This is a genomic window from Bacteroidota bacterium (assembly GCA_034723125.1).
Taxonomy (GTDB): Bacteria; Bacteroidota; Bacteroidia; order CAILMK01; family JAAYUY01; genus JAYEOP01.
The window spans coordinates 1-15,370 of record JAYEOP010000156.1 but is presented as its reverse complement, the minus strand read 5'-3'; the positions used below and the strand labels follow the sequence as shown (position 1 = coordinate 15,370).

The 15,370-nt window shown below is 29.3% G+C and carries 12 protein-coding genes and 1 tRNA gene; 7 read left to right on the top strand and 6 right to left on the bottom strand.

The features are described from left to right. The first annotated feature begins 283 nt into the window (after window positions 1–283). The 7 genes from U9R42_04720 to U9R42_04690 all read left to right on the top strand — a co-directional run bounded on the left by U9R42_04720 (window position 284) and on the right by U9R42_04690 (window position 8,141). Entirely contained in the window at window positions 284–1,054 is a 771-nt protein-coding gene (locus U9R42_04720) for a sulfite exporter TauE/SafE family protein (GenBank protein MEA3495319.1), read from the top strand. A 68-nt stretch (window positions 1,055–1,122) separates the two neighbouring features. Then, window positions 1,123–2,964, top strand: a complete 1,842-nt coding sequence (locus U9R42_04715; protein ID MEA3495318.1) for a T9SS type A sorting domain-containing protein — start codon at window positions 1,123–1,125, stop codon at window positions 2,962–2,964. A gap of 58 nt (window positions 2,965–3,022) precedes the next feature. Beyond that, a complete protein-coding gene (locus tag U9R42_04710) occupies window positions 3,023–3,772 on the top strand; it encodes a L,D-transpeptidase family protein (protein MEA3495317.1) in 750 nt (249 codons plus the stop codon). 115 nt (window positions 3,773–3,887) lie between these two features. Then, window positions 3,888–4,259, top strand: a complete 372-nt coding sequence (locus U9R42_04705; GenBank protein MEA3495316.1) for a DUF4870 domain-containing protein — start codon at window positions 3,888–3,890, stop codon at window positions 4,257–4,259. A gap of 80 nt (window positions 4,260–4,339) precedes the next feature. Beyond that, window positions 4,340–4,966, top strand: a complete 627-nt coding sequence (locus U9R42_04700; protein ID MEA3495315.1) for a porin family protein — start codon at window positions 4,340–4,342, stop codon at window positions 4,964–4,966. A 53-nt stretch (window positions 4,967–5,019) separates the two neighbouring features. After that, window positions 5,020–6,912: a metallophosphoesterase gene (locus tag U9R42_04695; protein MEA3495314.1), complete on the top strand. Its 1,893-nt coding sequence runs from the start codon at window positions 5,020–5,022 to the stop codon at window positions 6,910–6,912. Between the two features lie 32 nt (window positions 6,913–6,944). Next, the gene (locus tag U9R42_04690) at window positions 6,945–8,141 is read left to right on the top strand and encodes a thioredoxin family protein (protein MEA3495313.1); all 1,197 of its coding nucleotides are present in this window, start codon (window positions 6,945–6,947) and stop codon (window positions 8,139–8,141) included. A 13-nt stretch (window positions 8,142–8,154) separates the two neighbouring features. Here U9R42_04690 and U9R42_04685 read toward each other — a convergent pair whose 3' ends face one another. The 6 genes from U9R42_04685 to U9R42_04660 form a co-directional block, all read right to left on the bottom strand. After that, entirely contained in the window at window positions 8,155–8,781 is a 627-nt protein-coding gene (locus U9R42_04685; GenBank protein MEA3495312.1) for an OmpH family outer membrane protein, read from the bottom strand. Between the two features lie 35 nt (window positions 8,782–8,816). Beyond that, window positions 8,817–9,440 carry a hypothetical protein gene (locus U9R42_04680; GenBank protein MEA3495311.1) on the bottom strand — a complete coding sequence of 208 codons (624 nt, stop codon included), beginning with the start codon at window positions 9,438–9,440 and terminating at the stop codon, window positions 8,817–8,819. Beyond that, window positions 9,441–11,645 carry a DNA helicase RecQ gene (recQ, locus tag U9R42_04675; protein ID MEA3495310.1) on the bottom strand — a complete coding sequence of 735 codons (2,205 nt, stop codon included), beginning with the start codon at window positions 11,643–11,645 and terminating at the stop codon, window positions 9,441–9,443. A 275-nt stretch (window positions 11,646–11,920) separates the two neighbouring features. After that, window positions 11,921–12,002, bottom strand: a tRNA-Leu gene (locus U9R42_04670). Between the two features lie 298 nt (window positions 12,003–12,300). After that, entirely contained in the window at window positions 12,301–13,170 is an 870-nt protein-coding gene (locus U9R42_04665) for a hypothetical protein (protein MEA3495309.1), read from the bottom strand. Window positions 13,171–13,203: 33 nt separating this feature from the next. Beyond that, window positions 13,204–15,015 (bottom strand): hypothetical protein, encoded by a 1,812-nt coding sequence (locus tag U9R42_04660; protein MEA3495308.1) that lies wholly within the window; start codon window positions 15,013–15,015, stop codon window positions 13,204–13,206. Window positions 15,016–15,370: the final 355 nt, after the last annotated feature.

Sequence of the window (15,370 nt, the reverse complement as noted above, 5' to 3'; positions counted from 1 at the left end):
TTCTTGTTTATCCGTAACACATAACCTTTTAGTTTTTAGCTTTTAGTTTTAAGTACTTCTTCTTGTTTATCCGTAACACATAACCTTTTAGTTTTTAGTTTTTAGCTTTTAGTTTTAAGTACTTCTTCTTGTTTATCCGTAACACATAACCTTTTAGTTTTTAGTTTTTAGCTTTTAGTTTTAAGTACTTCTTCTTCTTCATCATGTATGCAATGAATTGAAATTAGATATTCTGAACTCAGATAATATAATAATCATATTTTTGTGGCAACAAAATTTTACTATGTCATTTATTGAAATAATTATATTGGTTTTTGCAGGAGTAATGGTGGGTTTTATTAATGTACTTGCAGGTGGTGGGTCAATTATTTCTCTTTCTGTGCTGATGTTTATGGGATTGCCTGTGAATCTTGCTAATGGAACAAATAGAATTGCCATTTTATTGCAAAATGTTGTTGCTGTAAGTAATTTTCAAAGAAAGAAAGTACTTGATTTAAAAAAAGGAAAATGGCTACTTATCCCGGCAGTTATTGGTTCTTTGTTTGGTGCTCAACTTGCAAACAATTTAAATGAAATTATCCTTGAAAGAAGCATTGCTGTTGTGCTAATTGTGATTCTTTTTACAATGATTTATAAACCGTCTAAATGGCTTAAAGAACAAGAGGATTTGCTTGTAAAAAAAATTAATGTTTGGCAGATATTAATTTTCCTTTTTGTTGGTTTTTATGGAGGTTTTATTCAAGCAGGTGTTGGTTTCTTTTTGTTAACAGCTCTTGTTTTTAGCACAGGCTACGAATTGGTTAAAGCTAATGCACTAAAAGTTTTTATTATTTTATGCTACACTCCTTTTTCTTTGTTAGTCTTTGTAATTCATGGAGATGTAGATTGGCTTTATGGTGTAATTCTGGCAATTGGCACAATGGCAGGTGCTTTTTTAGCTTCAAAATTTGCAATTGAAAAGGGAGCTAAATTTGTAAGATGGATAGTAATTATTGTTATTCTTGTTACGATTTTGAAATTATTTGGAATAATAAATATTAATCTGTTTGATTGATTTTGATGAAGAATAACGTTCTTTGTAACTAAATTAACTACTGAAAACGTTACATAAAAAAAACAATTATGAAAAAAAATATCATTTATACCGCATTGATATGGATATTACTATTTTCCTCTCAATTAGTATTTGCACAAGGAATTCACAATTTTAATTCTTTTGAAAAGAAAGTTAACAAACAAGTAAAATCAGCAATAGAAAGATATAATAAACTTGACCATGAATCACAAAGGGCACTTTTACATTATGATACAAAAGTTGGAGTTAGAAGTAGTGGTGATGAAACTCAAATTTCAGGAATTACTTCTTCTGAGTCTGAAGTTCACGCCATTATAAATCCAAATGATTCAAGTAATATTATTGTTTCTCCAATGAGACAAGATGCTCAAGGATTAAAAATGCCTGTTTATTATACTAAGGACTTTGGAGAAAGCTGGCACAAAAGCTCATTTGAAGCTTCTTCAGGAATATCTGGTACTTTGGTTGCAGGTGGTGGTGACCCGAATTTTGCATTTGATGCAAATGGAAAACTTTATCTTTCATGGATAAATTTATACCTTAATTATCCTAAAATGGATTCTATTTATTGGGCAATGTTTTGGGCTTACTCAATGGATGGTGGTGCTACATGGCATAGGGAAAATAATGATTTTGTAGCATATTCTTCTGGTGCATTTGATATGTCAGGGGGAGGACTTGGCCTTGATTATATTTATGATAAAGAATGGATGGCTTGTGATCACTCAAACGGGCAATATAAAAATAATTTGTACATGGCTATGGTTGAGGGAGATATGTCTGTTTCTAAAATGAGAATGATAGTTAGAAAAAAACCTGCTAGCTCAACTACATTTGAAAATAAATCAATTTACATTACTGATTCCGAATTTTTAATGGTTCAGTTTGCAGGAATAGCTGTTGATAATAATGGAGATGTTCATGTTTCTTTTTATGGAACAAAAGACAGTGTTAATTTTGCTCTTTGGCATTCAGTATCCAAAGATGGTGGAGAGAGTTTTGAAACTGCTGTAAAAATTACGGATGTAAATAACCCTGATCATATTGAAGGTATTAGTGATGACAGACTTTATCCTTGTCCTTACCTTGCTTGCGATAATTCAAGTTCCATTAATTCAAATAATTTATACATGACTTGGACAGCCAATGGAATTACAGAAGATGATCTTACTGGTGCGAATATTTATTTTTCAAGCTCAACTGATGGAGGAGAAACATGGTCGGATGCTATTATTGTTAATAAAGACCCAAAAGACAAAGTTCGTGATCAGTTTTATTCATCAATTACAGTAAATCCTAATGGTGTTGTTGTTATTGCTTTTTACGATGCAAGTGCGAGGGATGACAATACTTACGTAAATTATTACATGAACTATTCTTTTGATGGTGGAAAATCTTTTATTCATGATTTTGTTGTAAGTACTCAAACTACTGATTTTACTACTGTTGGCAATGCAACACAAGGTTTTGGAATTGGTGAATACAATCAGGTTGTGGCATCTTCGGGTTATGCGATTCCTGTTTGGAGTGATGGTAGAAAAAATAATGGAGACCTTGATATTTATGTTGCTTTTGTAGAAATTTCAAAAGATGCAACATCAATTGATAAATTAAGCAATGTTTCTGAAAATATTTCTTCTTTAAAAGTATATCCGAATCCTGCTTCTGATAAAGTAAATATTAGTTTTAAATTGTCTGATAAAGTAAAAACAAAGCTTACAGTGGTTAGTGAAATAGGAGAAGTAGTAAAAATTATTAAAACAGAAAAAGTTAAAGCAGGAATAAATAATTTTTCAATAAATGTTAAAGAACTTGCCACAGGTAAATATTTTATCGTTTTACAAAATGAATTTGGCGTTTTGACAAAGTCTGTTGTTGTTCAAAAATAGTATTTTTTTTAAATTTCTTTTGTTGAAAATTCTTTTTTATTAATTTAAAATTAGAAGTATGATTTTAAAAAGGTTTAAATACACTTTGATAATCTTCTTAGTTTTAGGATTTACTGTTTCAGATTTTAAAAGTGAACAGAAAAAAAATAGTAGAGTAAAAACAGCATATCAAGAAAAGGAAGCCAATGTATTAACTTCTTTGAGAGAAGTAGGTTTAAATGTTAGTGAATTAGAGATTTATATTAGGATATTTAAAAAAGACGAATTATTAGAATTGTGGGGTAAAAATACTAAAGAAAAAAAATTTAAGTTTATAAAAAGTTATAGCATTTGTGCTTTGTCAGGAGTTATTGGACCTAAAAGAATGGAAGGTGATTACCAAATTCCCGAAGGTTTTTATCACATTAATCGATTTAATCCATGGAGTAATTATTATTTATCATTAGGGCTAAATTATCCAAATAAATCTGATAAAATTTTAGGAGTAAAAAATAGCTTAGGATATGATATTTTTATTCATGGGAATTGTGTTACAATCGGGTGTGTTCCAATTACTGATGATAAAATTAAGGAACTTTATATTTATTGTGTTGAAGCAAGAAATAATGGACAGTTAAAAATTCCTGTTACAATTTTTCCAATTAAATTAACAGATGATTCTTTTGAAAAACTAAAAAAGGAGTATTTGGGTAGTGATGAAGAAATAAATTTATGGAAAGACTTAAAAAGTGCATTTGATATTTTTGAAAAGAATAAAACATTGCCCTCTATTTCATTTCTTGCTAACGGGAGGCATAAAATAAATTAATAAAGCATTAGTTTTTTAGCTACAGCCCGTGCAAAAAACCGCATATTTTTTTTGTCAGTTCTTTTCATTTTCAAATTTTTTGTAAATTTGATACTTCAAAAATAATTCAATAAAAATGGAAGAAAACAATCATGTAGAAATACCAAAACATATTAGAGATGAACGAATGTTTGCAATGCTTTGTCATCTTTCAGTTTTTTCAGGTTTTGTAATTCCTTTCGGAAATATTATTGTACCACTTATTATTTGGAAAATGAAAAAATATGAATTTCCGCTTGTGGACGATCAGGGAAAGGAAGTTTTAAATTTTCAGATAAGCATGCTTATTTATATTGCTATCTCAGTGGTTTTAACTATTTTTATTATTGGAATACCAATACTTATTGCTTTATTGATATTCGACCTTATCATTACAGTAATAGGAGCATTAAAGGCAAATGAGGGTATAATGTACCGTTATCCAATGAGTATGCATATCTTAAATTAATAAAAAATGATTTTTAATAGTTTTAAAAAATAAAATAGTAAATTTGTGTTAATTATTTCATAAATAAAATATTCAATAAGATGAAAAAAATATCGATTGTATTTATTGTGATGCTCTTTGCACTTCCATCATTTGCTCAATTTAGTTTTGGCGTAAAAGCTGGTGTAAACATGAACAAATATGTTACCAGCACTGACGAACTTCTTGATACTGATATGACTTATGGACCTATTGCCGGTTTGTTTTTCAAAATCAAATTTACAAGTTTTTCAATAAACCCTGACATACTTTTTTCACAAAAATCAGGAGGATTTGATTTCGATTCTAAGGATACAACAGTCAATTATGCTTTTTACGACAAAGCCAGTTACATTGATGTTCCTATAAAATTCGGCTTTCATTTCTTAAAGTTTTTTAGTGTAAATACAGGTCCTGTTTTTAGCTTTCTTATTAGTGAAGATGTAAATTTTGAAGCATCAAACACATCTGCTTCGGCAACTCTTAATGATGATGTTTTTAAAAGCGTAGTATTCGGATGGCAGGCAGGTGTTTCGGTGGAAATTAAAAAAATAATTATTAGTGGAGGCTATGAATTTAGCTTGAGTCCATTAATCAGCGATTTTGTTATTCCTGATACTGATATTACCGTTGTCCCTGACGGAAGGAATAGTATTTATTATGTTACTTTAGGTTATAAGTTCCTGTAATGAGAGAATGAAGGAATAAACAAATAAACAAATAAACAAATCAGCAAATAAACATGAGAGAGAAAATTGTTTTATACTTTTTAGTTCTTCAACTACTAATTGTTAGTGGAGGTATTGCACAGTACATTGTCCCCTCTTCTTATTCAAATATGCATTTTAATGTAAAAGGCGACCTTGTTTTTACAACATCAACAAATAGCATTGTTAGTTTGGAAACTAAGGGACAATATCAATTGTCCGATTTCTTAAATAAAGTAGTAGGAGGAACTAATGGATTACATTTTGATTTCAAAAATGAAAATTTTGAAGGTAAATTAGCCTATGGTTTTATCAATGATGGAGAATGGAAATATCCTTTGCCTGTTTATTTTTATACAACACTTGATATTGTAAAAGGGAAAGCATTTGTTAATATCAAGGATGAAATGAGAGGGAAGTATGACATGATAGGTTGGGAAAAAAGTGGAGTTGGAACTATTGGATACAGAGTTACAACTAATGATGGAAAAATACTTTATGATGGGAAAATTTCATTTAAAGGTTTTGGACCTTTCAATATTGATAACACCATTATTGAAGGACCTTTTATAAATAAACTTACAGCCAATTCTGTTGTAATTTCATTTGAGACTAACAACAAAGTAATTGCTCATATTGAAATAGGAGAGAAGAGACATTCAGATAAGAAAGCTGTTTTTCATCACGAAATATTAATCAAAGAACTTGTTGCTGCCACGAAATATGATTATAAATTAATTACTGATGAAACATTTCAGAATTATAGTTTTAAAACTGCTCCCGAAAAGGGTAGTAGAACCAAGTTTACTTTTGCTTATGCCAGTGATTCGAGACATGCACAAGGAGGAGGTGAGCGAAATGTTTATGGAACAAATGCTTATATCATGAAAAAAATAATGGCTGTTTCTTCAATGAAAGAAGCTGCTTTTGTTCAGTTTACAGGGGATCTTGTAAGTGGATATTTGATTGATAAAGATGAAATGAATTTACAATATGCAAATTGGAAAAGAGCAATTGAGCCTTTTGCTCATTATATGCCTGTTTATACTGCAATGGGTAATCATGAAGTACTAATGCGTGTTTTTAGAGATGACAATAAAGGAAGAGCTTTTCTAATTGACAGATTTCCATTTAATACCGAATCATCGGAGGCGATTTTTGCTAATAATTTCGTAAATCCTGAAAATGGTCCTGATTCTGAAGATGGTGCAACTTATGACCCTAATTCTAGAACTATTGATTTCCCTACTTATAAAGAAAATGTATATTTTTATACTTACGATAATGTTGCAGTTGTTGTTCTAAATTCTGATTATTGGTATGCTCCATCACTTATTGCATCAATTAATACAAGTGGGAACCTACATGGTTATTTGATGGAGAATCAGATAGCATGGTTAAGAAACGTAATTAAAAAATTGGAAAAAGATGGCGATATTGACCATATTTTTATAACACATCATACCCCTGTTTTTCCTAATGGTGGACATATTAGTGATGCTATGTGGTATAGTGGGAATAATCTTCCTAGGGCTGTTGTTTCAAATAAACCGCTTAAAAAAGGGATTATCGAATGTAGGGACGAATATCTCGGTATTATTGTAAATGAAAGTGATAAGGTGCTTGCAGTTTTAACAGGTGATGAACATAATTACAACAGATTAAAAATATCTCCTGAAATGATAAAATATCCTGAAACATGGGATAAATCAAAATTGAAACTTAACAGAACTATTTATCAAATAAATAATGGTGCTGCCGGTGCTCCTTACTATGCACAGGAGAAAGCTCCATGGTCAGAAAATGTTGGTTATTTTTCTACACAAAATGCAGTTGTGTTTTTTAAAATTGATGGCAAAAAAGTTGTAATGGAAGTGTTCAATCCGGATACGCTGGAAAAATTTGATGAATTTATTTTAAGAGAATAATTTTTCAAAAGTTACTTATTTAAAGAACAAAAATGAAATATTCAAAAATTTTATTTACACTTTTATTTTTACTAACTGCATTAAGTGTTTTTTCACAACAACAAGTATTTACCAACATCCAAAAGATAAATCAATGGGATTCAATTCGGAAAATTGCTTTTAACCAAGACAAATTTATCTTTATTGAATTGTATTCCCAAAATTGTATCTCTTGTGAAAAAATGCAAGAAAATACTTTTAGTGATAAAAAAATATCTTCCTTTTTAAGAAATATTTTTGTCACGGTAAAAATTCCTATTGATTGTGAATTGGCAGCAAATGTTATTCAAAATTTAAGTATAAAAAAAGTTCCTACTTCTTTTATATTTAATTGGCAATCGCGTGAAGTTGAAAGGTATGAAGGATATATTTCTCCTGAGGAATTAACGAAAAAGTTGGATGATTTCAGTTCTTTGTATATTGGATACCTGAAGTTGAAAGATGATTATTATCATAAAAATCTTGATAGAGAAAAACTAGGAATGCTTGCTCTTGTTATGTCTGAGCTTAATTTCTATGAAGAATCAATAAAGTTTTCAAAAGAATATTTAAAAAAGTATAAAAAACTGGAATATACCGATGTTGAATGGAAACTGATAAATCTTTTGTCAGAGGAAAGAATAAGCGACAGTGTGCTTCAATCTGTAATTAGTGATTATGCAAAAATGTTTGAGTATTTTGGAATAAATAAAGTGAATTCATTTTTCTCATCAATTTTCGAAAACAATTACAAACTAGCTGTTTCTGAAAAGAATAAGATTCTATTTGATTCTACACTTTTCTTAATTGAGGTAATTAAGTTTTCGGATGAAGAATTTTCTATGCAACGAATGAAAGATTTTTATAAACTGGAGTTTTACAAAGAAACTGAAAATTGGAAAAAGTATGGAAATAGTGCTGTAAATTATGTTGAGAAATATGAGGTGGGTGATGCTGAGTTGCGTGAAATAATTTATGTTTTATATTTACATGATTGGTCAAAAACAAATCTTATAAAAGCAAATTCTTGGGCTGAAGACCTTTATAAAAAGGATAATTACTATATGAACATCATGACTTTGGTTTTTATGCAACACCGCTTAAGTTTAAATCAAAGAGCCGTTGAACTTTTAAAAGAAGCAAAAACAAAAACTACCGATAAAAAGAATTTGGAGCTTATTGATAATTTGATAAGGGAATTTGGAAAATAAAACTTTGAAGAAATTATTTTTTCTTCTTTGATTCAGTATTAGTCCTATTATCATATTCCTCATTTAATCCAAAAAGAACTTCAGAAGTTAGATTATATTTTTTGTCCGCATGGAGAATTCCACTTCCTTTTGAGTATCCGAGAATATAGTTGTAATTTGTTTGTTGATTATATCTTTCGATGTAGCTTACAATACTATCGTATAATTCTTCTGTAAGTTTTTGTTCCTCAATCAAAAGGTCGTTTCTAACTGTTGCCCTGTATTGCTCAACTCCTTGTTGTTGTTTTGCAAATTGTTGTTGTGCTTGTTCTTCGGTAATTAGTCCTAAATTTATTTTGGAAAGTAAATTTTTATAATCTTTTTCAAGTTTTTTTGTTTTTTGCTTTAGTTGATAGCTTGCATTGTTTTGTTTTATCTCAAGTTTTTTTTCTAATGCATTATAGTATTTGTAGTTATGTAAAATAGAGTCTGTATTTACATAAGCTATTCTAATATTTTGTTCGGTAGTATCTGTTACTATACTTCTTTTCTTAGTTTTATCATTAGTAGCTGTTGAATTATCTTGTGTGAAATGAAGTATATATAAAACAATAATTGCAATAGCAAGAATAATTTGTGGTATTAGTGTTGATTTTTTCACGTTTTTTTTCTTTTTTATTTAAATAAATGTATTTTTTATTCAAATGCGAAGATACAGAAAGAAATTGAAGAACCATTGTCGGAAATGTATCTATTTATTTTGAAATTTCTCTCAGGATAATAATAGCTGTAAGTTTTTATACCGAGTGAAGGTATTTGTAAGCTTAGTTCTTTGCGAGTAGGGTATCCCATAAATGTTTTAACAATTTCAGAATTTTTATTTATTACTTCCAATGTAAGTAGGTTTTTGGATATGCCTGGTAGATATTTTATGAATTTAAAATAAAAAACCACTTCTTGAAGTCCCGATTTATCATTGTTATCATCCCATTTTAAATAACATAAAGGTGCTTGGGTTGAGTTTTTTTCGTACAAATAAAATCTTCGAGAATTAAATGGATCTTCTTGTAAGAAGATATTTTTATTTTTGTTGATTTCTGTTTTTACTTCATTGATTTTCATATTCAGATGAATACCAAAAATCATTATTTCAGATGAAGAAATATCTTTATATTTAGTAATATCTGTTTTAGTAATTTCTTTATACCTTTTTCTTTTCGATTTTGTTGGCTTTGTACCATCGGCATTAGAGATTATACTGAAAGAAAAAATAAGTATAAATGTAAAAAAATGTTTGAGGAGTGTTTTGTTTCGTGTCATTTAATTAGCCATTTCTGAAATAAATTTTATTCTCATAAGCTGTAATTCTTCAATGGAATATACATCCTTTCCCATCTTGTCGTAAGCTATTTTTAATGAATCTGTATCGGCTTGTAAAAAGTAGTCAAATATTTCATCCTGAAAATCTTCATCTAAAACTTCATCGATAAAATAGTTAAGGTTTAGTTTCGTTCCTGAATAAACAATATCTTCAATTTCGTTAAGAAGTTCCTCATAATCATATCCTATTGCTGTTGAAATATCTTCCAGTGATATTTTTTTATCAATATTTTGAATAATAAAAACTTTATTTTTTGATTTGTTTATTACAGATTTAACAACAAGGTCTTCAGGTCTTTCAATATTATTTTCTGTTACATAATCATCAATAACTTCCAAAAATGATTGTCCGTATCTTATTGCTTTTGTTTCGGAAACACCAATAATTTTTGTTAATTCATCTTTTGTTATTGGATATTTAATAGCCATTTCTTCAAGTGAGGGATCTTGAAAAACAATATAGGGGGGTACTTCATTTCTCCTTGCAATTGTTTTTCTGACATCTTTTAACATTTTGAAAAGATTTTCATCATAACCACCTTGTCCACCTTTTGCTACAAAATCATCATCTTCAATGTTTGAATAATCGCTGTCAATAGCAACCTCAATATTATGTGGCTCTTTTATAAAGTTTTTACCTTTTTCGGTAATTCTTAATGTTCCAAGATTTTCAATATTATGCTCAAGGAGGTCTTCTAAAAGTGATATTCTGATAATTGATTTCCAGTAATTGAAATCATGTTCATTACCTGCTCCAAACATTTCTAAACTATCATGGTTGTGTTGAGAGATTGTTTTATCTGATTCTCCTATCATGATGTTTGCAATGTGTTCTAACTTATGCTCACTACCAAGATCATTTATTAGTTTAAGAATTATTAGGATTTCTTCGTGTCCTTCAAATTTTTCTTTTGGATAACGGCAGTTATCACACATTTTGTTTTCACTACAATCAGATTTTGTGTAATTTTCGCCAAAGTAATGTAGTAGGGCTTCTCTACGGCAATTTGAGTTTTCACAAAATGCTGCTGTGTGATTTAATAATTGATTTGCTTTTTCTCTTTCGTAATATGGCTTATCTCTGAATAATTTTTCTAGCCTCAGAAGGTCTTTGTAATTGTAATAAAGAATACAATCTGAACGTATTCCATCTCGTCCAGCTCTACCTGTTTCCTGATAATAACTTTCAATTGATTTAGGAACGTCAAAGTGTATAACGTATCGAATATCGGGTTTGTCGATTCCCATGCCGAAAGCAATGGTAGCACAAATAACATTAACATCTTCCATGAGAAAAGCATCTTGATTTTTTACTCTCATAGAGCTTTCCATTCCTGCATGGTATGCAATAGCATTTATTCCATTTAATTGAAGAGTTTCTGCAAGTTCTTCAGTTTTTTTTCTTGTTAAGCAGTAAATAATTCCTGAGCCGTTATTGTTTTTAATGTAATTTACAATATTTTTAACAGCATGTGTATTTGATGGTTTGGGTTTTACACTATAATATAAATTTGGTCTGTCGAATGATGATTTAAAAACATTTGCATCTTCAATTTCAAGATTTTTTAAAATATCATCTTGTACTTTTGGAGTGGCAGATGCTGTTAGTGCTATTATTGGAATTTTACCTATTGTTTCAATTACATTTCTCACTCTTCTGTACTCAGGTCTAAAATCATGTCCCCATTCAGAAATACAATGTGCTTCATCAACTGCTATAAAAGGAATTGTCATTTTTTTTAGAAGCTCTAAAGTACTCTCTTTGTTTAATGTTTCCGGAGCAACGTAAAGCATTTTTGTTCTGCCGTTACGTAAATCGTCTTTTACTACTTCTACATTTTTTTTTGATAATGAAGAATTTAAAAAATGTGCAAATCCTTTTTTTGCACCAAAGGTGCTAATTAAATCTACCTGATTTTTCATAAGAGCAATCAGGGGGGAAATAATTATTGCAGTACCATCAAGGATGATTGCAGGTAATTGGTAGCATAAGCTTTTGCCTCCTCCTGTTGGCATAATAACAAAAGTATTATGTCCTTGAATGATGCTTAAGATAACTTCTCTTTGGGTTCCTTTAAAAGAATTAAAACCGAAAAAAGTCTTTAATGTTTGATCAATCTGTTGTACTAAATCTTGTTTTTTCATTACAGCCTAAAAATGTGTTGTAGCAAATATAATATTATTTTATTTAAAAAAAAGCTTCTTAGAAAAATTTATACCAAATAGTTATTTCAAAATTTATATAGTAAAAATGTTCAAAATAATTTTATCAAAAATTCAAAATACCTCTTTAATGAATAATAAAGCATGATTTAAATTTGATTGAATATACAAGTAATTTATATTTAATGCAAAAGAAAATACTTTTTTTATTGTATTGAAAATAAAACAGAGCTTAATTTGGGGAATGGAAAAAAAAGTGCCCGGAGCCGGGGTCGAACCGGCACTCCCGAAAGAACTGGTTTTTGAGACCAGCGCGTCTACCAATTCCGCCATCCGGGCAATAAAAATTAAGGGGCAAATTTATGACTTTTTATTTACTTTGCTATGTTGACTGTTATTTTTTTTCTTTAAATGAGTGAAAAATTATTAACGAATAATAATGGTTCTATGTTGATTTGAGTGGGTAATCAAATTTGCCACAGACTTCGTCTGTCGAAGACATACAAAAAGTAAAGACTACGTCTGTCTTTGACAGACGTAGTCTTACTTCTATTACACTTAGCTTATCTTCGACAGACGAAGTCTGTGGCTTTAATATTTTTCCACCCACACAAATCAACATAGTAGCATAATAATTTTATTCGGGATAGTAGGACAGTCCTATGCTTAACTCATCTTTTATAACATCAACTACAAGATTCGAAAGTACTTTCATGTTTTTGTCAACAATTTCAATAATACTATTGCGACCTTTATTAGGCTTGTATGCTACACCAACTAAGCCTCCTGACACCCTATTGCCGTATTGATTTATTAGCGTGAAATGTAAAATTATATCTTTTTGATTTACATTTTTCAATAAATCTTTACAAATATTAAATCTTGTTTTTAGTTCTACTTCATTTATGAATAGGTAGTAATTGCAGTGATATTTTTTATCAAGCAATGGAATTAAATCCTTGTCATTAATTACAACATCTGTGTACGATAGTTTTTTATATTTTTTTATTGGTCTTCCTGTTTCTTGAGTCATGCAATTTACTCCCCACCTGTACTTTCCAAAACTAAGTATTTGAAAAATATTGAAATTTTCGTAATTTTTGTAGTAGGCTTTTATTCGTTCTTTATGGGTTTTGTAACTTATGGATTTATAAATTAATGAAAGATCATCTTTGTATTTTGGTTTTTTGTAGTAATAAATACGATTTATATCAAAATAAGTCAGGAGGTTTTCAAATAATGCATGATTAAGATTTTTACTTAAATGTTCATTGGCATTGATGTTAAAAAATCCTCTTGGTCTTCTTGAAAATTTCCTTCCTGACAAATTTACATCCGATTGATAATTTGACGTTTGATATGGAATTATCATCATTTTCGGGTACTGATGACTTTCTTCTTTATTAACGCTTTGAGCACTACCATCTAAAGATGTTGCAATCATTAAAAAAAATAAAATAAATGAAATTAAAAATTTTAATGAATTTGTTGTTTTTTGAATTTTCATTATTTCTAATTTATTTAAAAAAAATTTTGTTTTTTAATTAATCAATGCTTTTGTCTTGATTACTTTTTTCGCTTCACTCATTGGAATTCTTTTGTTGTTGTAGTAGCATGTCAAAAATGCATCGCTGTAGCCAATATTTCTAATTACTAATTTATAATTTGTTGCATTTCTTATAGTGAAATTTTTGCCGATTGTGTATTTGTAAAGTGGTGGGTAGTACTTCTCTGTAATCTTCTTAGGGTCAAGCTTTGATGTAAATACTTTATCATATTTTGTTATGTGTTTTTTATAAGCTCCAATTTGTACTTTAAAGTAAAGTCCTTCTACCTGAGCCGTGTAAAGATTAACATTTTTGTTTGATGTTCTGCTTGATGCTTTATTTGAGAAATCATTTTCTTTTTGAACATATTTTTGTTGAGGTTTCTTAATTTCCTTTTGTGTAATTGTTTTTGTTACAGCTTTTTCCGTTTCAGTTTTTGCTTTTTCCGTTTCCGTTTTTGCTATTTTTGCTTCTTGAGTTTTGCTTATAGTTTTTTCTTTTGTTTCAGCTTCTTCTTTGTCTTTCTCTGATGAAATTATTATAACTTCATCAGTATCTTTATCTACAATATTAATTGGTTTATCTTCTGGAGCAAATTTTTTGATTCCATTTTCTTCAATTTTTTTAATCATATAAATATCATATACTCCTTTACCACCGGGTTGCATTGAAGAATAGAGTGCAATACTGGGGTCGGAGGTTGTAGTATAAAAAACATCATCTTGTTGACTATTAATGGCTTTGCCAATATTTATAGGTTTGCCCCAAAGTCTTGATGCTTCAAACTCTGAATAATAAATGTCAAATCCTCCCTCTCCGATATGTCCTTTTGAACTGAAATAAAGTTTTTTCCCTGTAGAATCAATGTGAGGAGTTACTTCATCATATTTTGTATTAATAGGACCTCCAATATTTTTGGCTTGTCCCCATTCTCCATCATCTTGTTTAACTGAAAAATATATATCTTTACCTCTGCTACCTGGTCTGTCTGATACAAAATAAAGAATTGAACCATCTGCCGAAATAGAAGGATGTCCATCCCATTCCTTTGAATTTATAGAACCTTTAATTTTTTTAGGTTCTTCCCATTTGCCATTTGTTTTTTTACAATAATAAATATTTGCTGTTTCGTTAAAATCTTTTGACAGACTAAAATATAAAATAAGATTATCTTTTGCAACTGATGTTGATATTTCTTCAAATTTCTTAGAGAGTGTTATTATTCGTTGTGGATCAGAGATAGAACCGTTATTGTATTCCGATGCATAAATATCAGCGTTAAGATCTAATAAATCTTTATCTTCTTTGGTGCGTCTGTTTGAACTAAAAATTACTAATGTTTTATCGTAAGTAAGAATAGCTCCATAGTCATTCATAGTTGAGTTTAGCTTACTAATATTTGTGATTTTTATGGTTCCGTTTCCTTCTACTTCAGAACCAAAATTACTGTATTCGGTAATGCACCATTCACGCCATTCTGTAACTTCTTTTAGTTCTTTGTATTTAGGTTTATGCCTTTTTGAAATGCTTTGATATTTTGCAAAACTATTAGAAGCATTTTTGTATTCTTTTAGTTGCATTTGACAAAAACCAAGTTTGTAAAATAGTTCAAGATGTTTTTTCTTGATTTTTTTTATTTTTTTACTAGCATTCATAAAATACTTTGCTGCATCATCATATTTCCCTATTTGAAATGAATTTTCTCCTTTTTTTATTTCATTCTTGTACGATTGAGAATATCCTGACAGGCTGATGAATATCAAAAGTAAAAATACTAAAAAAGTCTTTTTTGATAAAATAGTCATTTCAATAATTTTAGTTAATTAACAAAGTAATTCGTTCTATCTACTTAATAATAAGTAACAAATATAGAAGTAGTATATATTTCATTAATTCCTGATTATCCACAATAGATGAGTTTTTTGTGGATAAGACGGTAGTTTGGGAGGATGATGAAAAGAGGCGAAGGTAAAGGCAAAGGTAAAGGCAAAAGCGAAGGCAAAGGCGAAGGCAACTGAATGCCTATTAAATGATTAATAACTCAAGTTTCGCATTTGAATATAAAGAATTGACATTCGGAAACTTATTAAATGTCGAGTTGTGATAACATAAAGAAAATCAATAGTATAATAATTCCATAATGAATTGTTTCATACTTTG